Genomic DNA, 19,866 nt, shown 5'->3' with positions numbered 1-19,866 from the left:
GGGGGAGGGGCCCCTTCCTTTCCCCTTCTGCCCAACGACGCATGGCGCCTGCGCAGTAGCCGGATTACATGCCCATGCCGCCCATGCCACCCATACCACCCATGTCGCCACCACCCATGCCGCCACCGCCGGCGCCGGACTCGTCTTTCGGAGCCTCGGCCACCATGCACTCGGTCGTCAGCATCAGCGACGACACGGATGCTGCGTTCTGCAGGGCCGTGCGGGTCACTTTGGTGGGGTCCAGAATGCCCATGTCGATCATGTCGCCGTAGGTGCTGTTGGCGGCGTTGTAGCCGTAGTTGCCCTTGCCGGCCAGCACAGCGTTCACGACAACGCTTGGCTCTTCGCCGGCGTTGGAAACGATGATGCGCAGCGGCTCTTCAATGGCGCGCAGGATCAGCTTGATGCCGGCGTCCTGGTCAGGGTTGTCACCCTTGATGGTGCCAGCAGACTGTTTGGCACGCAGCAGAGCCACGCCGCCACCAGCCACAATGCCTTCTTCCACAGCAGCGCGGGTAGCGTGCAGGGCGTCTTCCACGCGGGCTTTTTTCTCTTTCATTTCGACTTCGGTGGCAGCGCCAACCTTGATCACGGCAACACCGCCGGCCAGCTTGGCCACGCGCTCTTGCAGTTTTTCGCGGTCGTAGTCGCTGGTCGCTTCTTCGATCTGGACACGAACCTGCTTGACGCGGGCTTCGATGTCAGCAGCCGCACCGGCGCCGTCGATGATGATGGTGTTTTCCTTGCCCACTTCGATGCGCTTGGCCTGGCCGAGGTCGGCCAGCGTCACTTTTTCGAGGGTCAGACCGACTTCTTCAGCGATGACCTTGCCGCCGGTCAGGGTGGCGATGTCTTCGAGCATGGCTTTGCGGCGGTCGCCGAAACCAGGGGCCTTGACAGCCACAACCTTCAGGATGCCGCGGATGGTGTTGACAACCAGCGTGGCCAGGGCCTCGCCTTCGACGTCTTCCGAGATGATCAGCAGAGGACGGCTGGACTTGGCGACTTGTTCCAGGGTAGGCAGCAGGTCACGGATGTTGCTGATTTTCTTGTCGTAGAGCAGCACAAACGGGTTGTCCAGAATGGCGGACTGCTTTTCGGGGTTGTTGATGAAGTAGGGCGACAGGTAGCCGCGGTCAAACTGCATGCCTTCAACCACGTCGAGTTCGCTGTTGAGCGACTTGCCGTCTTCAACAGTGATGACGCCTTCCTTGCCGACCTTGTCCATCGCTTCAGCGATGATCTTGCCGACTTCTTCGTCGCTGTTGGCGGAAATCGTGCCGACCTGGGCAATTTCCTTGCTGGTGGTAGTGGGCTTGGAAGCTTTTTTCAGCTCTTCGACCAGGGCCGTGACAGCCTTGTCGATGCCGCGCTTCAGGTCCATCGGGTTCATGCCGGCGGCGACATACTTCATGCCTTCGCGGACGATGGCTTGTGCCAGAACGGTTGCGGTCGTGGTGCCGTCACCAGCGATGTCGGAGGTCTTGGAAGCAACTTCCTTGACCATCTGCGCGCCCATGTTCTGCAGCTTGTCCTTGAGTTCGATTTCCTTGGCGACGGACACACCGTCCTTGGTCACGGTGGGGGCGCCGAAAGAGCGCTCGAGCACCACGTTACGGCCTTTGGGGCCCAGGGTAACCTTGACTGCGTTGGCCAGGATGTTCACACCCTCGACCATGCGTGCGCGGGCTTCGCCGCCGAAAATGACGTCTTTTGCTGCCATGTTTAATTCTCCAGATTCAGTTAATAGGGGTTGTGGACGTGGGAGAAATTACTTCTCGACCACTGCAAACAAATCGTCTTCTTTCATGACCAGCAGTTCGTCGCCATCGACCTTGACGGTCTGGCCGCTGTATTTGCCGAACAGGACGCGGTCGCCGACCTTGACGGCCATGGCGCTGATTTCGCCCTTGTCGTTCTTTTTGCCGGGGCCCACAGCCAGCACTTCGCCTTGATCAGGCTTTTCAGCGGCGCTGTCGGGAATGACGATGCCGGAGGCGGTTTTGGTTTCGTTTTCAACACGTTTGACGATCACGCGGTCGTGCAGGGGACGAAGTTTCATGGGAGCTCCTTGTTTTGAAACAGGTTTGGAATCAAAAAGCACCAGCGCGGTACGCGGGTGCTTGTGAATGGGCTGGTGTAAGTGGTTGTTAGCACTCAATACCATCGAGTGCTAATCATAAGGCCGTTTCATGGCGGTTTCAAGTCAGAAGGCACAAAAATGGACAGGCCGCTGGCGGTTTCATGTCCTGCCGTGGGCGCCGCCGCATAGGGGGAGCGGCATGGTTTGTCCTACAAAAGTCTGGCCGGCGTCTGACAACGGGCGCCTGGTTGCCGATTTAAAGTGGCTTGACGATTGATGGACGGGCACGTTCGCCCACATTGGGGAATTTATGAGCCAATTTGTTATTGCCACGGGAACCGGTCAGCCGGGCATTCGTTACGAGCGTCCAGCGACTGGAGACGGCAGGTTGTACGGGACAGGCATGGGTGGCGGCGTGGTCCGCTCGGCATGGCCGTTTCTTGTCAAAGCCGGTACTCCAGCGGCGGTCGCGCAGTTGCAGAAGCCTTCCGGCAGCCCGTCTGGCTTCGCGAGCTGATCCCTTAACTACCATGGAGAGAAGATATGGCTGACGTCAGTGTGGGACAAGGCAACCAGCGGGACCAGAACGAAACCGAAGTGGAAAAAGACAGCGCCTTGAACAAGACCTTTGGCGAGGAGGGAACGAACAAGACGCAGTCCAAGCCCGACCGGAATGCCAAACCAACCGACGTCGGGGCTGGCAAATGGATTGAGCCGTCACCCTTTACCCGCTGAGAATCCGTCCAGCCGAACAAAAAAAGTCACCGTCCCGGGTGGCTTTTTTTTGACTACCGCCCTGAGCGCAGGGCGGAAACGGGGCCATCTGCGGGCTTCCACCGGCGCAAGGGGAATAAATTACTTGAGGCCGGCCGCTGCCTTCAGGGCGGCTACTTTATCGGTGCGTTCCCAGGTGAATTCCGGCTCGTCACGGCCGAAGTGGCCATAGGCAGCGGTTTTCTCATAGATCGGACGCAGCAGGTCCAGCATCTGGATGATGCCTTTCGGGCGCAGGTCAAAGTGCTCATTGACCAGCGCCGAGAGTTTTTCGTCGGACATCACGCCCGTGCCTTCGGTGTACACCGTAACGTTCATCGGGCGTGCTACGCCGATCGCGTAGGCCACCTGGATCTGGCACTGGCGTGCCAGGCCGGCGGCCACGATGTTTTTGGCCACGTAACGGGCGGCGTAAGCGGCCGAACGGTCCACTTTCGAGGGGTCCTTGCCCGAGAATGCACCGCCGCCGTGCGGGCAGGCGCCGCCGTAGGTGTCCACAATGATCTTGCGGCCGGTCAGGCCACAGTCGCCCTGCGGGCCGCCGATGACAAAACGGCCAGTGGGATTGATCAGGTACTTGGTGTCCTTGAGCCATTCCTTGGGCAGCACCGGCTTGATGATTTCTTCAATGATGGCTTCGATGAACGAGGCCTTCATCTTGTGCGGCGTTTCGCTCTGGTCGGGGCTGTGCTGGGAGGAGAGCACAACGGTGTCGATGCTGTGCGGCTTGCCGTCCACGTAGCGCATGGTGACCTGGCTTTTTGCATCCGGACGCAGGAAAGGCAGGCGGCCGTCCTTGCGCAACTGGGCCTGGCGCTCGACCAGGCGGTGGGCGTAATAAATCGGCGCGGGCATCAGCTCCGGCGTTTCGTCGCAGGCGTAGCCGAACATCAGGCCCTGGTCGCCGGCGCCGGTGTTCAGGTGGTCGTCAGACGCATGGTCCACACCCTGGGCGATGTCGTTGCTCTGCTTGTCGTAGGCGACCAGCACCGCGCAACCCTTGTAGTCGATGCCGTATTCGGTGTTGTCGTAACCGATGCGCTTGATGGTGTCGCGGGCAACCTGGATGTAGTCCACATGCGCATTGGTGGTGATTTCACCGGCCAGCACCACCAGACCGGTGTTGGTCAGGGTCTCGGCGGCCACGCGCGAAAGCGGGTCCTGCTTGAAGATGGCATCGAGGATGGCATCGGAAATCTGGTCGGCTACCTTGTCGGGATGGCCTTCGGAGACGGATTCGGAAGTAAAGAGAAAATCGTTCGCCATTGCGTACACTCCATGAAGTTAGTCGGCGCGTTGCCGGCTTGGGGTGCCTCGGCGAACGCTTTAGCAGTTTGGTTTAATGTCGCCCTGCAAGTTGTTCAGTAACTCGGCGACAACCTAAATTATATCGTTTTGTCCATCGACAGGGGTTCCCGCCCATAGCTGCCCTTCATGATCCTGCTGTTCCGTTTTTTCTCCCACTGGCCTTTACGCGCGCTGCATGCGCTGGGCGCGGCCCTGGGCTGGCTGGTCTGGCTGCTCAGCCCCAGCTACCGCCGGCAGTTTCGCGCCAATGTGGCGCAGGCGGGCATCACTTTCGAGGCAGCCCGGCCGGCGATTGCCGAGGCTGGACGTTTTGTGGCTGAACTGCCCAAGCTCTGGATGCGGCCGCAAACCGAGTCATGCCTGGGCAATGTGCAGGTCGAGGGCCAGCCGCATGCCGAGCAGGCGTTTGGACGGGGGCGTGGCGTGATTTTTTTCGGACCGCATTGCGGCAGCTTCGAGCTGGGCCCGCAGGCGCTGGCCGAGCTGTATGGCCCGATCACCGCGATTTACCGGCCGGCCCGCAAGTCCTGGCTGGCGGCGATTGAACAGGCGACCCGGCAACGGCCGCAGCTGACGGTGGTGCCTGCCAGCCTGAGCGGCATCCGGTTGATGCACAAGACACTCAAGGCCAACCAGGCCGTGGCCCTGCTGACAGACCAGGTGCCGCCTGAGGGGCTGGGGGTATGGGCGCCGTTTTTCGGCCAGCCGGCTTACACCATGACGCTGGCGGCCCGGCTGGCGCTGCAAAGCGGGGCCGTGTTGCTGCCGGTGAGCTGCGAGCGCCTGCCGCGCGGTGAAGGCTATTTTCTCAAGATCTGGCCGCCCCTCGCCGGCCTGCAGGCGCAGGAATCGCCGCCGGCCGAAGGCGGCCCGCGCGCCGGGCCATTGCAGGCCGAGATCCTCCATGTTGTGACGCGCATCAACCAGGCGATCGAGGCCATCGTGCTGAGCCAGCCGGGGCAGTACCTGTGGGGCTACGCGCGTTACAAGACACCACGCAAGGACGCGTTTTGAAGCACTCCCGCCCATGGCTTGGCCGTCTGGTCACCCGAACCGTCATCTGGCTGATGCAGGTGCTGGCGGTATTTCCGCTGCCCCTGGCGCGGGCGTTCGGTGTGGCCTTGGGCTGGGCGCTGTATGGCCTGGTCGGGGCGCGCCGGCGCGTCGTGCAGGCCAATCTGCAGCTGTGTTTCCCTTCACTCGGCGAGGCCGAGCGGCGCCAGCTGACCCGGCAGACCTTTGTGTATTTTGCGCAGGCCTGGCTGGACCGTGCCTGGCTGTGGCACGCGCCGCAGGCGTGGGTGCAGCGGCGCGTGCGGCTGACCGGCGCTGTGCACGAACTCGCCGGCAACGCCCCCACGGTGATTTTTCTGCCGCATTTTGTCGGTCTCGATGCGGCTTGGGCCGCCGCCGCCCTGCATTCGCCGCGCCAGTCAACCACCATCTACACCGACCAGTCGAACAAGTTGGTGGACCGCTGGATACTGCGCGGCCGCCAGCGTTTTGGCCACCTGCGGCTGTTCGGACGGGCTGACGGCGTCAAGCCCATCGTGACGGCCTTGCGCGAAGGGCAGCCGTTGTACCTGCTGCCCGACATGGATTTTGGTCCCGACGACTCCGTGTTTGTGCCGTTTTACGGTGTGCAGACAGCAACCGTGCCTTCGCTCTCCCGCTTCGCCCGCCTGGGCCGCGCCAAGGTGGTGCCGCTGGTGCCGCGCCTCACGTCTTGGGGTTACGAGGTGGAGGTGCTGCCGGCCTGGACCCACTTCCCGTCGGAGGATCCGGTGGCGGATACCGCATTCATGAATACCCAGCTACAGGCCTACATCGATACCATGCCGGCGCAGTACTACTGGGTGCACAAGCGGTTCAAGACGCGGCCGGAAGAGCAGCCTTCGCTTTACTAGGTCGAACAGCCCAGTTTTTCGTGTATTTTCGGTCTCCAGCCCTTATGGGACAAGCGCAGACAGCTATAAAAACAATAGCTAACGGACCTGGCCCAGAAAGTCCTGCAGATAGCCGGCCACCCGTTCGGGCTGCTCGTGCACGATCCAGTGGGAGGCGCCCGGCACCTGCTGCAGCTGCATGTCCGGCACGTAGTCGGCCAGGCCCTCGATCAGCGCCGGCGGCAAGGCGATATCGTCGAGCGCCCAGATCACCAGCGTTGGCAGCAGGACCGTCAGCCGCTCGCGCGCCAGCGTGACGGCGGCAGCGGCCGGGTCGTTGTGCGGTGGCCCGAGCCGGGGCGGACGCAACGGCGATGCACGGTACAGGTTGCAGCCGCCCGTGAGCCCGGCGCGCCAGACCTCGCGGTACTGGTCCCTGACGCTGTCCGTGAGCCAAGCCGGCGGATGGTCGCTGCCGTTGGTCAGGAATTGCCACAGGCGGCGGAAATCGTCCTTCGCCAGCAGCGCCTCGGCGTCCGGGCGGATCAGGAAATTCATGTAGGCACTGGCGGCCTGCTGGGCCGGCGAGTGCTGCAGCTCGCGCAAAAACGTGCCGGGATGCGGCGAGTTGATGATGGCGAGTTTTTTCATCAGCTGCGGCATGGCGGCGGCCAGGTTCCAAGCGATGGCGCCGCCCCAGTCGTGCGCCACCAGGCATTCAAGCTGGGGCCGGTCGGCCGGACAGACTGCCGCCACCAGCGCGGCGATGTCCTGCATCAGGTGTTTGGGCCGGTAGGCGTCCACCTCCGGCGGTGCGCTCGACGTCCCGAAACCGCGCAGGTTGGGTGCGATGCAGAAGTAAGCCCCGTTCTCCGGCTTGGCAAAATGCGCCAGCAGGGTGTCCCAGACAAAAGCCCCTTCCGGAAAGCCGTGCAGGAACATCAGGACGGGCCGGCCCGGTTCACCCGCCATGTGGCAGGACAGGCTGATGCCGTGGGGCAGGGGGATCTGGCGGATTTCAACCATGTCGCTATGTATTCGATAGCTGCCTGCGCCCGTTTCATATGGGTTGCAGGCAGTTTTTGCTTGAAAAATGCACAAGCGGCAGATCCGGCCTTGCCGGCGGGGACTCAGGCCTCGCCGGACTCTGATTCTTCTTCCGGCGGCGGGGTGGTCACCGCCTTGGCGGCCTTGTCCGGCTTGACCGGCGGATGAGCCCACTGCCACAGGTGCTGGGCCACTTCTTCCACGCCTTGCCGCTTGAGCGCAGAAAACAGTTTGACATCGCCGCCGCCAGCCTGCAGTCGCACAATGGACAGCGCCTTGGCGGCCTCGGTCTTGTTGAGCTTGTCGGACTTGGTCAGCAGCACCAGAAACTTCAGGCCTTCCTCGACCCGCGGGCGGATCACGTCCAGCAGGATTTCGTCGAGCTCGGTCAGCCCCAGGCGCGGGTCGCACAGCAGTACCACGCCCTTGAGGTTGTCGCGCGTCTGCAGGTAGTTGCCCATCACCTGCTGCCAGCGGTATTTGGCGGCCTTGGGCACGGCTGCGTAGCCGTAACCCGGCAAATCGGCCAGCACCGCATCGGTCACCCCCTGTTTGCCGAGCGAGAACAAATTGATGCTCTGCGTGCGGCCCGGGGTCTTGGAGGCAAAGGCCAGGCGGTTGATCTGCGTCAGCGTGTTGATGCAGGTGGACTTGCCCGCATTGGAGCGGCCGACAAAGGCAATCTCGGGAAACTCATACATCGGCAGGTGTTTGAGTTCGGGGGCCGTGGTCAGAAACTTGGCGGTATGCAGCCAGCCCATGGCAATTTTCGCCTCGGCGGACTGGGGTGGCTGGGCGGCCAGCGCGGCGGCCATTTTGGCCGCCGCTTCTTTGGGCGGCGCCCGTTTGGCGGTCGGCTTCTGCGTTTTAACGGGTGTAGATCGGGGAGATATGCTCATATTTGGGATTGTCCCCCAAGCCATTGTAAAATCAGGGAGTTTTGCGTTGGTCGGCGCCCCAGCGGGCTATTAATTTCAGCCCAAGGCTGTGCGCCGATTGCCTGGTCCAACTTAGAGTCAACTATTAAACCCCCGATATGAAGCTTGTTTCCACTTCGTTGATTACTTATTTATTTGCCGCCCTGCTGCTTGTACCGGCTGTCTCGCGGGCGGCCGGCGAGGCCGCTCCGGCCAAGGTGGCCAAGCCGGATCTGGTCAAGGGGGAGGCCACTTACACCGCAGTGTGTGTCGCCTGCCACGCGGCGGACGGCAATTCCGCGATTGCCGCCAATCCGAAACTGGCGCAGCAACACCCCGAATACCTGGTCAAGCAGCTCCAGGAATTCAAGTCGGGCAAGCGCAACAATGCCGTCATGAAGGGGTTTGCCAGCGCCCTCAGCGACGACGACATGAAAAACATCGCTTACTGGGTGACCAGCAAAAAAGCCAAGCCCGGTTTCGCGAAGGACAAGGCACTGGTGACGCTGGGTGAGCGCATCTACCGCGGCGGCATCTCCGACCGCCAGGTGCCAGCCTGTGCCGGTTGCCACAGCCCGAACGGCGCCGGCATGCCGTCGCAGTACCCGCGTCTGGGCGGCCAGCATGCCGAATACACCGCAGCCCAGCTGACGACTTTCCGCGACGGTGGGCGAAACAACAACCTGCAGATGACGCAGGTTGCCGCCAAACTGAACGACAAGGAAATCCGCGCCGTGGCTGACTACATCGCCGGTTTGCGCTGAATTCCCTGAAAAGCCCATGGAATCCATGGCTGGAGGGAAGGGTGAAACCTCTTTTCCGGGAAAATACAGGGGTTCGCCCGGTTTGTATTGAACCCCAGCCAGAATAATCACTCCATACAGGGCGGGTCTTTTGCAGAAGACCCGCCTTTTTTGTTGCCGCCCAACCGAACACCCACGCATGACCGTTCCCAGCCACGCAGTTTCCACCCACGGCCTGAGGCTCAGGGCGGGCTCACACGCCCTGCGCTCCACCGTGGAGTTGCTGTCGTCGATGCGCTTTTCCATCTCGCTGCTCACGGTGATCTGCATCGCCTCGGTGATAGGCACGGTGCTCAAGCAGCAGGAGCCGATCAGCAACTACGTCAACCAGTTCGGCCCGTTCTGGGCGCAGGTGTTTGGCGCCGTCAGCCTGTACACGGTGTACAGCGCCTGGTGGTTCATGCTGATCCTGGCCTTTCTGGTGGTTTCCACCTCGCTGTGCATCAGCCGCAATACCCCGAAAATCCTCGCTGACCTGAACCAGCTCAAGGAAAACATCCGTGAACAAAGCCTCAAGGCTTTCGGGCACCGCGCCGAAGCGGCGCTGGATGAAGGGCCTGAAGCGGCCGCGCGGCGCATCGGGCAGACGCTGGTGCAGGGCGGCTGGAAGGTCAAGCTGCAGCAGAGAACCACCGCCGGCGGCGAAGGCTGGATGGTGGCGGCCAAGGCGGGCGCCGCCAACAAGCTCGGTTACATTGCGGCGCACAGTGCCATCGTGCTGGTGTGTGTGGGCGGACTGCTCGATGGCGACCTGATCGTAAGGGCGCAGATGTGGCTTAACAACAAGACCATCTACACCGGCGGCGGCTTGATTGCCGATGTGCCGGCCCAGCACCGCCTGAGCGAGCGCAACCCGACCTTCCGCGCCAACCTGCTGGTCGCCGAGGGCACGCAGTCGAGCACCGCCATCCTGAACCAGCCCGGCGGCGTTTTGCTGCAGGATCTGCCCTTTGCGGTGGAGCTGAAAAAATTCATCGTCGAGTACTACTCGACCGGCATGCCCAAGCTGTTTGCCAGCGAGATCGTGATTCACGACAAGGAAACCGGCGAGAAGATCCCGGCCCGTGTCGAGGTCAATCATCCGGTCCGCCACAAAGGCATAGAAATTTACCAGTCCAGCTTTGATGATGGCGGCTCCAGCGTCACGCTCAAGGCGGTGCCGCTGGCCACCGGCAGCCAGGGGGCCAGCAAGCCTTTTGAAATCCAGGGCACGATTGGCGGCTCCAGCAGCCTGACGAATGGTCAAGGGGAAGGCGCCGAAAAAATGACGCTGGAGTACACCGCGCTGCGTGTCATCAACGTCGAGAATTTTGGCGGCTCGGGCAGCATGGGTGCAACGTCGGGCGCGGATGTGCGCAAGGTCGATTTACGCCAGGCCCTCGATTCACGCCTGGGCGCAGCCAACAAGACCCGCGAAAAGAAGGAACTGCGCAACGTCGGCCCCAGTGTGAGCTACAAGCTGCGCGACGCGTCTGGCCAGGCCAGGGAGTTTCACAACTACATGCTGCCGGTCAAGATGGACACGGCCGAGTTCAGCCCGGCGCTGTTTTTGCTGGGCGTGCGTGATACCCCGGCAGAGCCATTCCAGTACCTGCGCATCCCCGCCGACGACCAAGGCAGCATGGAGGGTTTCCTGCGCCTGCGTCGTGCGCTGGCCGACCCGGCCCAGCGCGACAAAGCCGTCCAGCGTTATGTGCGCCAGGCCATCGCGACGGACCGGCCTGATCTGGCAGCGCAGCTGTCCGCGTCCGCGTCGCGGGCACTGGCCCTGTTCGCCGGCCCCGACCAGCCGGTGGCCGGAGCCCAGGCCAGGCCCTTGGCCGGACTGCAGGCGGTTTCCGATTTCATGGAAACCAACGTGCCGGAAGACGAGCGCAGCCGTGCCGGAGAAGTGCTGGTGCGCATTCTGAATGGCGTGTTGTTTGAACTGGTGCAGCTCACGCGTGAGCAAAGCGGCCTGCAGCCGCTGCCGCGCGACGAAAAAACCCAGGCTTTCATGGCACAGGCCGTGTTGTCTCTCAGTGATGCCCACCATTACCCGGCGCCCATGGCGTTTGAACTGAAGGACTTCACGCAGCTGCAGGCCAGTGTGTTCCAGGTGGCGCGTGCCCCCGGGAGAAACATTGTCTACCTCGGTTGCGCCTTGCTGATTCTGGGCATCTTTGCCATGCTTTATGTACGCGAACGACGCCTCTGGGTCTGGCTGGCGCCGGCCGAAGACGGTGCGGATTCCATGGAACCCGGAAAAGAGCTTGAAAAAAAGGGCCCAGAATCTGGCGCAGGCAGCCAGGCGACCATGGCCATGTCGACCAATCGCCAGACCATGGACGGCGGTAAGGAATTTGAAATGCTGAAAACAAAACTTTTACAGGTGCCCCGATGAACACCACCACCACCCTGAACTCGCGCACCACGGACGCGACCACCATCAGCTTGCAGCAAGGCTATTTCGCCAAGCGCAATGCGCTGGACTGGATTTTTGCGGCCATTGCGCTGGCCGGCGGGCTGTATGCCCTTGCCCGTTACGGCGCTTTCATGGATGTCTATGAAAAAGGCATTTTGCTGGGCGCGATTCCTGCCGTGATCGCGATGGGCTGGTTCTGGCGGCCGCTGCGCGCGCTGATGCTGCTGGTAGCGGGCTTTTCGCTGCTCGGTATCGTGTCCTACCAGGGTGATCTGGCACGCGCCGAACAGGTGTTCTGGCTCAAGTATTTCCTGTCCAGCCAGTCGGCCATTCTCTGGATGAGTGTGCTGTTTTTCATGAGCACGGCGTTCTACTGGATGGGCATGTTTGCCCGGGGGCAGAGCGGCACGATGGAGTTGCTGGGCTCGCGGATTGCCTGGGTGGCTGTGGGCATGGCACTGGTCGGCACCATGGTGCGCTGGTACGAAAGTTACCTCATCGGTGCCGACGTCGGCCACATTCCGGTCAGCAACCTGTACGAGGTGTTCGTGCTGTTCAGCTGGATGACCGCGGCGTTCTACCTTTACTTCGAAGCGCAGTACAAGACCCGCACCATGGGTGCGTTTGTGATGCTGGTGGTCAGTGCTGCCGTGGGTTTTCTGCTCTGGTACACCGTGGTCCGCGAGGCGCATGAAATCCAGCCACTGGTGCCGGCCCTCAAAAGCTGGTGGATGAAGCTGCATGTGCCGGCCAACTTCATCGGTTACGGCATGTTCTCGCTGGCGGCCATGGTCTCGCTGGCTTACCTGATCAAACAGCAGGCGCAGGAGACCCGCTGGTACAAACTGACGCCACTGTGGCTGCTGGGCGTGGTCCTGTGTTTTGTGCCGATTGTGTTTCGCAAGTCAACCGAAATCGGGGGTACCAATTACTGGCTCGGTTATCTGCTGGTCTCCGGCCTGATTGCCGCCGCCATTTTGCTGGGCCGCCAGCGCATTGCGGCACGCCTGCCGAGCGCCGAAGTGCTCGACGACGTGATGTACAAGGCCATTGCCGTCGGTTTTGCGTTTTTCACCATCGCCACCGTGCTTGGCGCCTTGTGGGCGGCCGAGGCCTGGGGCGGCTACTGGAGCTGGGACCCCAAGGAAACCTGGGCATTGATCGTCTGGCTCAACTACGCAGCCTGGCTGCACATGCGGCTGATGAAGGGCCTGCGCGGTACCGTGGCCGCCTGGTGGGCCCTGGTGGGGCTGGCCGTCACCACCTTTGCCTTTCTGGGGGTGAACATGTTTCTGTCGGGCCTGCACAGTTACGGAACCTTGTAGCCGGGGTTTGAATCCTTGTAAGAAGTGGCTGCGTACCAAGACCAACTCTCAGCCATCCACGACAACAAGGACACACCATGCTGATCAAGACCGACCACAGTGGCTTCGACCACGCCATTCCCAGCGACATCACGCCCCAGGGCGTTTACCACCAGCGGCGCAATCTGATCAAGCTGATGGCTTCCGGCGCCGCTGGTGCGACCATCGCATCCTGGGCCGGTCGGCAAGCGCTGGCTCAGGCGGTCACCAAGCCAGGCAAGCTGGCGGCTTTGCCCGGTGCCAAATCGGGGGTGGCGGGTGCGGTCACGATGGAGAAAGTGACGGACTACAAGGACGTCACCAGCTACAACAACTTCTATGAATTCGGCACCGACAAGTCGGACCCGGCGAAAAATGCCCACACCCTGGTGACCAAGCCCTGGACCGTGGCCATCGAAGGCTTGGTCAAGCAGCCCAGAACCTGGGCCATCGAGGACCTGATCAAGCTCAGCGCCCAGGAAGAACGCATTTACCGCCTGCGTTGCGTGGAAGGCTGGTCCATGGTGATTCCCTGGGTTGGCTATTCGCTGGCGGAGCTCATAAAAAAGGTCGAACCGCTGGGTAACGCCAAATATGTCGAGTTCATCACCCAGGCCGATCCGAAAACCATGCCGTTTGTCGGCTCGCGCGTGCTGGACTGGCCCTATGTCGAGGCGCTGCGCATGGACGAGGCGATGCACCCGCTGACCCTTTTGAGTTTCGGCATGTACGGCGAAGTGCTGCCCAAGCAGAGCGGTGCGCCGGTGCGTCTGGTGGTTCCCTGGAAATACGGGTTCAAGAGCGGCAAGAGCATTGTCAAGATCCGCTTTACCGACAAGGAGCCGCGTACCGCGTGGAACAAGGCGGCTGCCAACGAATACGGGTTTTATTCCAATGTGAACCCGTCCGTGGACCATCCGCGCTGGAGCCAGGCGACCGAGCGCCGTATTGGGGAAGACGGCCTGTTTGCAAAAAAACGCAAAACCCTGATGTTCAACGGCTATGAGGCCCAGGTGGGGCAGTTGTACGCGGGCATGGATCTGAAGAAGTTTTATTGATTCGCAGCCGAGGCTCGCCAGGACGCAACACCTCGTCATGCACCTCGGCGCCGATTCGGTTTTTCAACCATGAAAAAACTTCTCCTCCATCCCGCGGCCAAGCCGGTGGTCTTTTTTGCCTGCCTGCTGCCGTTCATCTGGCTGTTCTACAGTGCGCTGACCAACCAGTTGGGCGCCAACCCCGCGGAAGCGCTGATCCGGGCAACGGGTGACTGGACCCTGCGTTTTTTGTGCATCGTACTGGCCGTCACACCGCTGCGGGTGATCAGCAACACGCCCGCGCTGGCGCGTTTTCGCCGCATGCTGGGGCTGTTTGTGTATTTTTACGTGCTGCTCCACCTGCTCAGCTACAGCTGGTTCGACATGAGCTTTGATGTGGCTGATATCGTCAAGGACATCATCAAGCGGCCGTTCATCCTGGTGGGATTTGCCGCTTTCCTGCTGCTGACACCGCTGGCTGCGACCTCATTCAACGCGGCCATCCGCCAGCTCGGTGCGAAGCGCTGGCAGATGCTGCACAAGCTGGTGTACCTGATTGCGGGCCTAGGCCTTCTGCATTTTTTCTGGATGCGCTCAGGCAAAAACGATTTTGCCGAGGTGTCGGTTTATGCGGCCATCATCGCGGCGCTGCTGGGCTGGCGCGTCTGGCAGCGCTGGGGCCGGCGCAAGCGTTCGGCCGGTCCCCATCCTGCCGCCGCAAGGCGCCTGCAGTGAAGCAAATGCTCCTGAATCAGGAGCTGAAGACGCATGATAGATAAGGGCTGGAGCATGTTTTTGCCTGAAACCTAGCGATTCACGGCACGCAGTGCCGGCCGGGTCTGGCGTGCGACCGGGTCGATGGTTGCCGTCGGCAACTGGTAAGCGCGATCGTCAAACAGGTCGATGCCGCACATCAGGTTTTCAATCCAGTCGAAGAATTCGTTCACCGCCTGCTTGCCGACGATCGGTGCGCCGTGTTGCGGCACCAGCATGGCGATGTCCATGGGGCGCACCATGTTGACCCACAGCCGCAGGATCTTGTTCGAGACCATGTAGCGCCGGTGGAAACCTTCCATCAGGGGTATGTGCGGCTTGAGGCTGGTGACCGGCTGGCGCGCCTGGGCGCCGGACATCATCGACACGCCGAGATCGCCGGTGAACAGGATGCGGCTGATCGGATCGTAGAAGTGAAAATTGCCTTCGGAGTGCATGAAGTGCGCCGGGATCAACCATAGTTCATTGGCACCCAGAGGCAGGCGTCCGCCACCGTCGGGCACGCCGATCACACGGTTTTCGGTCTTGCCGACCTTGGTGAAATGCGGAGCAAAACGCTCCCACACCCTTGAAATTACCAGCATGGCCTGGGTGCTGCTTAGCCAGCGATCCAGTGAAGCGATGATGTCGGGGTCGGCATGTGAAGCGATGATGTAGGACAGCTTGTGCGGCGGAAAATGCTGCGTCATGCCCATGAACAGTTCGTTGTAGGCCAGGTTGCCGCCGGGATCAATGATGGCCCCCGTGCCGTGGTCCACGATGAGAAACTGGTTGGCCTGAACCGCTTGTCCATCTTCCTCAATGAGGTCGGTGAACATCAGGCAGGCGTGATTTTTGTCGCGGTAAAGTTCCAGAGCCATGTCAGTGCTTAACGTCGATTTGAAGTAAATCGACTCTACCCCCACCCCTGCAAGGGTCATTTGATGAGTATCAAGTGACGTTGTCCTCAGGGCAACAATTTTTCGCCGCGGAAGGTGTCGGCCGCTGTTTCGCGCTTGCGTATGAGATGGGCTTGTTCACCATCGACCAGTACCTCGGCGGCACGGCCCCTCGTGTTGTAGTTGCTCGCCATGCTCATGCAGTAGGCGCCCGCCGAAAGCACGGCCAGACGATCGCCTGCGGCCACAGCCAGCGTGCGGTCACGGCCTATCCAGTCGCCGCTTTCGCAGACCGGGCCAACCACGTCGTAGGACGACTCCTGCCTGTCCTGGTGCGTCTCAAGCGGCACGATGGCATGAAACGCCTGGTACATGGCGGGACGCGGCAGGTCGTTCATTGCGGCGTCGATCACGCAGAAATTCTTCTGCTCACCGGGCTTGAGGTAAAGCACCTCGGTCAGGCAGACGCCGGCATTGCCCACCAGCGAGCGACCCGGCTCGACCATCAGTTTTTTGCCGCCATGGCCGCGTGCATCCAGTTTGGCCAGCAGTTCCTGCCAGAGCACATCTGCCGCGGGCGGTGCGTCCTGGTTGTAATTGATGCCCAGGCCCCCGCCAAAGTCGATGTGTTCAATCGTGATGCCCGCCGCTTCTATGCTGTCGACCAGGTCCAGCACCCGGTCCATCGCGTCCAGGTAAGGGGTGGTTTCGGTGATTTGCGAACCGATGTGGCAGTCGATGCCGACTACCTGCAGTCCTTCAAGCGACGCCGCGTATCGGTAAATCCGCAGTGCATCCTCGTGCGCCACACCGAACTTGTTGCCCTTGAGACCGGTCGAGATATAGGGGTGGGTTTTCGGGTCGACATTCGGGTTGACGCGAATGCTGATCGGCGCGATGCGGCCCATGGCCAGCGCCACCCCGGACAGTACATCCAGTTCGGCCTCGCTCTCGACATTGAAGCAGCCGATGCCTGCGGTCAGGGCCTGCTGCATTTCGGAGCGTGTTTTGCCGACCCCGGAAAAAATGACTTTGCGCACATCGCCGCCTGCCGCCAGCACCCGCTCAAGCTCACCGCCGGAGACAATGTCAAAGCCACAGCCTGCACGGGCAAACACCTGCAGCACGCCCAAGGAGGAGTTGGCCTTCATGGCATAACAGATCTGCGCATTGCGTCCGGCAAAGCCCTGCTGGTAAGCCGCCAGGGCCGCCAGCATGGCAGCTTTGGAATACACGAACAGCGGTGTGCCGTACTGGCTGGCCAGGGTATCGAGGCGGGCCGCTTCGAGGTACAGGCCGTCCTGGCGGTAGGCCAGCTGGGGTGCGCCCGGCAGGGCGGTTGATGCAGTGGTGCTCATGCCCGGCGCTTTCATCGCAGCGGCAAGGTCGCGGGACCGGATGCGGGTGGCGGTGCCGGCAGATCGGTCGGGACGGCTGTGGCACTTTCCGGTGCGCTGGCGGCGGCGGCGGGCGCAGGCGCCGCGAAAGGGGCAATGCCCGCCGGACGGGCTTTGGGCGGCGGCGGGAGAAAAAGGGGGCCCTTCTGGCCGCAAGCGGCAAGACCCATGGCAATGGCCAGGGCCGCGGCGGCGGTTGAAAGGCCATGAGCGCAGGAGGCAGCCTGGCGGCGGCCTAGAATTTGACGCTGGATTTGAAATCTTGCAAACATGATGGGATTGTAATGACCGACCTGGAATATCTGGACCAAGCCGAGGCCGCCCTCAAGGCGATTGAAATGGCGTGTGACCGCATCAACGACGAAACGGATGCCGACGTCGACAACCAGAGAACCGGGGGCATGATCACGCTGACTTTTGCCGACCGCAGCCAGATCATCATCAATCTCCAGAAGCCGCTGCAGGAAATCTGGATGGCCGCCCGCGCTGGCGGTTTTCATTACAGATTCAACCAGGGCCACTGGACAGACACCAAGGATGGCAGCGCGCTGTTTGCTGAGCTGTCGCGCTACGCCAGCGCGCAGGCCGGGCAGCCGCTCGTGTTCAGCGCACCGTCAGGCGCGCGCTCCGCTAGTTCTTGAACAGATCCAGAATCCGGCGACGTTCATCGCTCGGTGGCGGAGTCTGGATGGTGGCGCCGGGGGGGACTGGTTGGCCGGTGATCGGGTTGTCGACCCCGGCGCCTGCGGCGGGACGGTCTCCCAGTCCGACGCTGCTGATGCCGGAACCTTTGGCGTATTCATCATAAAACCACTCTCCGCCGATATTGACAACACCCTCGGGGGCTGAAAACTCGGTCACCGGAACGCCTTTGAGCGCGTAGTCCATGAAGTTGATCCAGACCGGCAGGCTCAGGCCGCCCCCGGTCTCCCGGTCACCGAGTTTTTTCGGCGTGTCGTAGCCCATCCATACGGCTGCAGTGAGGGTCGGCTGGAAGCCCACAAACCAGGTGTCGATCGAATCGTTGGTGGTGCCGGTTTTTCCATAGAGGTCTGGCCGTTTCAGGGTCGCCTGGGCCTTGGCGGCGGTGCCGCTGCGGGCAACTTCCTGCAAGAGGCTGGACATGATGAAGGCGTTGCGCGCTTCGATGCCACGAACCGACTCGTCGAGTGTTGGCACCGGGCTGTCGACCACAACCTTGCCTTTCTGGTCGGTGATTTTGGTGATCAGGTAGGGATTGACGCGGTAGCCGCCATTGGCAAACACCGAATAGCCGATGGCCATTTGCAGCGGTGTGACCGAGCCGGCGCCCAGTGCCATCGTCAGGTAGGCCGGGTGTTTGTCACCGTCAAAACCAAACCGGGTCACCCATTCCTGGGCATATTTGGGGCCGATGGCCTGCAGTATCCGGATGGAAATCATGTTTTTTGACCTGGCCAGACCCCGGCGCAGGCTCATCGGGCCTTCGAAGGTGCCGTCATAGTTTTTTGGCTCCCAAGGCTGGCCGCCGGTGACGCCTGCGTCAAAAAACAAGGGCGCGTCGTTAACGACCGTCGCCGGGGTGAAACCTTTCTCGAGGGCGGCTGAATAGATAAACGGCTTGAAGCTGGAACCAGGCTGGCGCCAGGCCTGCGTCACATGGTTGAACTTGTTTTTCTCATAGTCAAAGCCGCCGACCAGCGCCCTGATGGCGCCGTTGCGCGGGTCCAGCGCCACAAAAGCGCCCTCGACCTCCGGCAGTTGTGTGATTTCCCAAGTATTTTTGGGTGTTTTGGTCACGCGGATCAGGGCACCGGGACGGATTCTGATGTTGGGTGCCGCTTTTTCGGACAGGCCCGACTGGGCCGGTTTGAGGCCGTCGCCGGTGATTTCAATGGTTTCGCTGTTCTGGCGAAGGGCCACGATTTTTTTCGGTCCGGCCTCCAGCACCACAGCCGACATCACGTCATCGTTGTCCGGATTCTCGGCCAATGCGTCGTCAATCGCGTCTTCGGTTTCCTTGGGATCGCTGGACAGGGCAATGAATTTTTCGGGGCCGCGGTAGATCTGCCGCCTTTCATAATCCATGATGCCTTTGCGCAGCGCCTTGTAAGCCATGGTCTGGTCGGCAGCCCGCAAGGTGGTGAAGACATTCAGGCCGCGCGTGTAGGTCTCGTCGCCATACTGGCTATAAACCAGCTGGCGCACGGTTTCTGCCACAAATTCGGCATGCACCCGCCCAGTGTCAGGGCCGGATTTGACCTTGACCTCCTCGTTTTTGGCCATCACCGCCTGTTCCGGCGTGATAAAGCCGTTTTCTTCCATGCGCTCAATGATGTAAAGCTGACGCGCCCGGGCTCGCCTGGGGTTGCTGACCGGGTTGTAGGCGGAAGGGGCCTTCGGCAGCCCCGCGAGCATGGCGGCCTCGGCAATGCTGATGGATTTGAGAGGCTTGCCGAAATAAATCTCGGACGCGGCGGCAAAGCCATAAGCGCGTTGCCCCAGGAAGATCTGGTTCATGTAGATCTCCAGAATCTGGTCCTTGCTCAGAAGGTGTTCCAGCTTGAAGGTCAGCAAAATCTCGTAGATCTTCCGCGTGTAGCTCTTTTCGGTGGACAGGTAGACGTTGCGGGCGACCTGCATGGTAATAGTCGAGGCGCCCTGACTCTTGGCTCGCCCCACATTGGCGAGGCCGGCCCGGATCACACCGATGTAATCAACCCCCCCATGGGAGAAGAAGCGTGCATCCTCAATGGCCAGCACTGCATCCTTCATGACCTTGGGTATCTCGCCTATCGGTGTCAGGTTGCGGCGCTCCTCGCCGAATTCACCAATCAGAACCGCATCCGCTGAATAGACGCGCAGAGGAAGTTTGGGTCGGTAGTCCAGCAAATCGGACACATCCGGCAGGTTCGGGTAGGCGACCGCCAGCGCAACCGCAATGATGATCAGGAGTGAAACAAGGCCAGCCAGCGCCAGACCCAAGCCCCACGCAAAGGCCTTGAGCAACTTGAGCGGCCAGGGCCGCTGGCTGGCAGGGGAGGGGCGGGATTCGGAAGTCGAAGAATTTGACGGCATGGGTTTAACGTAAGTTCGCGCCAGCATTGTAAAAATCCACGATGCTGGAAGACTTTGCAGGTTGTCAGGGATTTCACATTTTGCAATTGTGGTCTTGTCGCCGCGCTGGCATCAGCCCGGTCAAGCCATGGGAAGCGTCTACTTTTGACAACGGTGAT

The 19,866-nt window shown here is 61.4% G+C and carries 19 protein-coding genes; 10 read left to right on the top strand and 9 right to left on the bottom strand.

Annotation, left to right across the window (positions count from 1 at the left end; all coding sequences use genetic code 11):
* Positions 1-64: 64 nt before the first annotated feature.
* Together groL and groES are read right to left on the bottom strand one after the other, a co-directional pair.
* Complete coding sequence (groL, locus tag B7X65_RS10725) at positions 65-1,723, bottom strand: chaperonin GroEL (RefSeq protein ID WP_293594292.1); 1,659 nt, start codon at positions 1,721-1,723, stop codon at positions 65-67.
* 48 nt (positions 1,724-1,771) lie between these two features.
* Positions 1,772-2,062 carry a co-chaperone GroES gene (groES, locus tag B7X65_RS10720; RefSeq protein WP_096667046.1) on the bottom strand — a complete coding sequence of 97 codons (291 nt, stop codon included), beginning with the start codon at positions 2,060-2,062 and terminating at the stop codon, positions 1,772-1,774.
* A gap of 331 nt (positions 2,063-2,393) precedes the next feature.
* Between groES and B7X65_RS10715 the strand changes: the two genes are divergently transcribed.
* Positions 2,394-2,600, top strand: coding sequence for a hypothetical protein (locus B7X65_RS10715; RefSeq protein ID WP_293594291.1), 207 nt, complete (start codon positions 2,394-2,396; stop codon positions 2,598-2,600).
* 26 nt (positions 2,601-2,626) lie between these two features.
* Positions 2,627-2,818: a hypothetical protein gene (locus B7X65_RS10710; RefSeq protein WP_293594290.1), complete on the top strand. Its 192-nt coding sequence runs from the start codon at positions 2,627-2,629 to the stop codon at positions 2,816-2,818.
* 120 nt (positions 2,819-2,938) lie between these two features.
* On the opposite strand, the gene metK is transcribed toward B7X65_RS10710, so the two are convergent.
* A complete protein-coding gene (gene metK, locus B7X65_RS10705) occupies positions 2,939-4,123 on the bottom strand; it encodes a methionine adenosyltransferase (protein ID WP_293594289.1) in 1,185 nt (394 codons plus the stop codon).
* A gap of 168 nt (positions 4,124-4,291) precedes the next feature.
* Here metK and B7X65_RS10700 point away from each other — a divergent pair, with 168 nt between their 5' ends.
* Positions 4,292-5,179: a lysophospholipid acyltransferase family protein gene (locus tag B7X65_RS10700; RefSeq protein WP_293594288.1), complete on the top strand. Its 888-nt coding sequence runs from the start codon at positions 4,292-4,294 to the stop codon at positions 5,177-5,179.
* Positions 5,176-6,072: a lipid A biosynthesis acyltransferase gene (locus B7X65_RS10695; RefSeq protein WP_293594287.1), complete on the top strand. Its 897-nt coding sequence runs from the start codon at positions 5,176-5,178 to the stop codon at positions 6,070-6,072. Before B7X65_RS10700 ends, B7X65_RS10695 begins: the two co-directional genes overlap by 4 nt.
* Before the next feature lie 78 nt (positions 6,073-6,150).
* Here the strand turns inward: B7X65_RS10695 and B7X65_RS10690 are convergent, their stop codons facing one another.
* Together B7X65_RS10690 and yihA are read right to left on the bottom strand one after the other, a co-directional pair.
* Complete coding sequence (locus B7X65_RS10690) at positions 6,151-7,077, bottom strand: alpha/beta fold hydrolase (RefSeq protein ID WP_293594286.1); 927 nt, start codon at positions 7,075-7,077, stop codon at positions 6,151-6,153.
* Positions 7,078-7,181: 104 nt separating this feature from the next.
* Positions 7,182-7,913 carry a ribosome biogenesis GTP-binding protein YihA/YsxC gene (yihA, locus tag B7X65_RS10685; protein ID WP_293594460.1) on the bottom strand — a complete coding sequence of 244 codons (732 nt, stop codon included), beginning with the start codon at positions 7,911-7,913 and terminating at the stop codon, positions 7,182-7,184.
* A gap of 221 nt (positions 7,914-8,134) precedes the next feature.
* Between yihA and B7X65_RS10680 the strand changes: the two genes are divergently transcribed.
* The 5 genes from B7X65_RS10680 to B7X65_RS10660 all read left to right on the top strand — a co-directional run bounded on the left by B7X65_RS10680 (position 8,135) and on the right by B7X65_RS10660 (position 14,337).
* Positions 8,135-8,779: a c-type cytochrome gene (locus B7X65_RS10680; protein ID WP_293594285.1), complete on the top strand. Its 645-nt coding sequence runs from the start codon at positions 8,135-8,137 to the stop codon at positions 8,777-8,779.
* Positions 8,780-8,957: 178 nt separating this feature from the next.
* The gene (locus B7X65_RS10675) at positions 8,958-11,201 is read left to right on the top strand and encodes a cytochrome c biogenesis protein ResB (protein ID WP_293594284.1); all 2,244 of its coding nucleotides are present in this window, start codon (positions 8,958-8,960) and stop codon (positions 11,199-11,201) included.
* The gene (gene ccsB / locus B7X65_RS10670) at positions 11,198-12,547 is read left to right on the top strand and encodes a c-type cytochrome biogenesis protein CcsB (protein ID WP_293594283.1); all 1,350 of its coding nucleotides are present in this window, start codon (positions 11,198-11,200) and stop codon (positions 12,545-12,547) included. The genes B7X65_RS10675 and ccsB overlap by 4 nt, the downstream gene beginning before the upstream one ends.
* Before the next feature lie 77 nt (positions 12,548-12,624).
* Positions 12,625-13,623, top strand: a complete 999-nt coding sequence (gene msrP, locus B7X65_RS10665) for a protein-methionine-sulfoxide reductase catalytic subunit MsrP (protein WP_293594282.1) — start codon at positions 12,625-12,627, stop codon at positions 13,621-13,623.
* Between the two features lie 69 nt (positions 13,624-13,692).
* The gene (locus B7X65_RS10660; protein ID WP_293594281.1) at positions 13,693-14,337 is read left to right on the top strand and encodes a sulfite oxidase heme-binding subunit YedZ; all 645 of its coding nucleotides are present in this window, start codon (positions 13,693-13,695) and stop codon (positions 14,335-14,337) included.
* Positions 14,338-14,408: 71 nt separating this feature from the next.
* On the opposite strand, the gene B7X65_RS10655 is transcribed toward B7X65_RS10660, so the two are convergent.
* The 3 genes from B7X65_RS10655 to B7X65_RS10645 all read right to left on the bottom strand — a co-directional run bounded on the left by B7X65_RS10655 (position 14,409) and on the right by B7X65_RS10645 (position 16,923).
* The gene (locus tag B7X65_RS10655; RefSeq protein WP_293594280.1) at positions 14,409-15,236 is read right to left on the bottom strand and encodes an MBL fold metallo-hydrolase; all 828 of its coding nucleotides are present in this window, start codon (positions 15,234-15,236) and stop codon (positions 14,409-14,411) included.
* 86 nt (positions 15,237-15,322) lie between these two features.
* Positions 15,323-16,612, bottom strand: a complete 1,290-nt coding sequence (lysA, locus tag B7X65_RS10650; protein ID WP_293594279.1) for a diaminopimelate decarboxylase — start codon at positions 16,610-16,612, stop codon at positions 15,323-15,325.
* An 11-nt stretch (positions 16,613-16,623) separates the two neighbouring features.
* Positions 16,624-16,923 (bottom strand): lipoprotein, encoded by a 300-nt coding sequence (locus tag B7X65_RS10645; RefSeq protein WP_293594278.1) that lies wholly within the window; start codon positions 16,921-16,923, stop codon positions 16,624-16,626.
* 12 nt (positions 16,924-16,935) lie between these two features.
* Between B7X65_RS10645 and cyaY the strand changes: the two genes are divergently transcribed.
* Positions 16,936-17,292: an iron donor protein CyaY gene (cyaY, locus tag B7X65_RS10640; RefSeq protein ID WP_293594277.1), complete on the top strand. Its 357-nt coding sequence runs from the start codon at positions 16,936-16,938 to the stop codon at positions 17,290-17,292.
* Here the strand turns inward: cyaY and B7X65_RS10635 are convergent.
* Positions 17,282-19,708, bottom strand: coding sequence for a penicillin-binding protein 1A (locus B7X65_RS10635; protein WP_293594276.1), 2,427 nt, complete (start codon positions 19,706-19,708; stop codon positions 17,282-17,284). The genes cyaY and B7X65_RS10635 overlap by 11 nt on opposite strands.
* Positions 19,709-19,866 lie beyond the last annotated feature (158 nt).

This window comes from Polaromonas sp. 39-63-25, from assembly GCF_002278925.1.
GTDB lineage: Bacteria > Pseudomonadota > Gammaproteobacteria > Burkholderiales > Burkholderiaceae_C > Polaromonas.
Note: the sequence above shows the minus strand (reverse complement) of the source record. Positions and strands in the feature narration are given on the sequence as shown.

Coding starts and splice junctions, on each gene's coding strand:
- B7X65_RS10715 (WP_293594291.1), top strand. CDS start 2,394: ATGAGCCAATTTGTTATTGCCACGGGAACCGGTCAGCCGGGCATTCGT.
- B7X65_RS10690 (WP_293594286.1), bottom strand. CDS start 7,077: ATGGTTGAAATCCGCCAGATCCCCCTGCCCCACGGCATCAGCCTGTCC.
- lysA (WP_293594279.1), bottom strand. CDS start 16,612: ATGAGCACCACTGCATCAACCGCCCTGCCGGGCGCACCCCAGCTGGCC.
- metK (WP_293594289.1), bottom strand. CDS start 4,123: ATGGCGAACGATTTTCTCTTTACTTCCGAATCCGTCTCCGAAGGCCAT.
- B7X65_RS10710 (WP_293594290.1), top strand. CDS start 2,627: ATGGCTGACGTCAGTGTGGGACAAGGCAACCAGCGGGACCAGAACGAA.
- B7X65_RS10655 (WP_293594280.1), bottom strand. CDS start 15,236: ATGGCTCTGGAACTTTACCGCGACAAAAATCACGCCTGCCTGATGTTC.
- B7X65_RS10700 (WP_293594288.1), top strand. CDS start 4,292: ATGATCCTGCTGTTCCGTTTTTTCTCCCACTGGCCTTTACGCGCGCTG.
- B7X65_RS10680 (WP_293594285.1), top strand. CDS start 8,135: ATGAAGCTTGTTTCCACTTCGTTGATTACTTATTTATTTGCCGCCCTG.
- ccsB (WP_293594283.1), top strand. CDS start 11,198: ATGAACACCACCACCACCCTGAACTCGCGCACCACGGACGCGACCACC.
- groES (WP_096667046.1), bottom strand. CDS start 2,062: ATGAAACTTCGTCCCCTGCACGACCGCGTGATCGTCAAACGTGTTGAA.
- msrP (WP_293594282.1), top strand. CDS start 12,625: ATGCTGATCAAGACCGACCACAGTGGCTTCGACCACGCCATTCCCAGC.
- B7X65_RS10675 (WP_293594284.1), top strand. CDS start 8,958: ATGACCGTTCCCAGCCACGCAGTTTCCACCCACGGCCTGAGGCTCAGG.
- groL (WP_293594292.1), bottom strand. CDS start 1,723: ATGGCAGCAAAAGACGTCATTTTCGGCGGCGAAGCCCGCGCACGCATG.
- cyaY (WP_293594277.1), top strand. CDS start 16,936: ATGACCGACCTGGAATATCTGGACCAAGCCGAGGCCGCCCTCAAGGCG.
- B7X65_RS10660 (WP_293594281.1), top strand. CDS start 13,693: ATGAAAAAACTTCTCCTCCATCCCGCGGCCAAGCCGGTGGTCTTTTTT.
- B7X65_RS10635 (WP_293594276.1), bottom strand. CDS start 19,708: ATGCCGTCAAATTCTTCGACTTCCGAATCCCGCCCCTCCCCTGCCAGC.
- yihA (WP_293594460.1), bottom strand. CDS start 7,913: ATGGCCGCCGCGCTGGCCGCCCAGCCACCCCAGTCCGCCGAGGCGAAA.
- B7X65_RS10645 (WP_293594278.1), bottom strand. CDS start 16,923: ATGTTTGCAAGATTTCAAATCCAGCGTCAAATTCTAGGCCGCCGCCAG.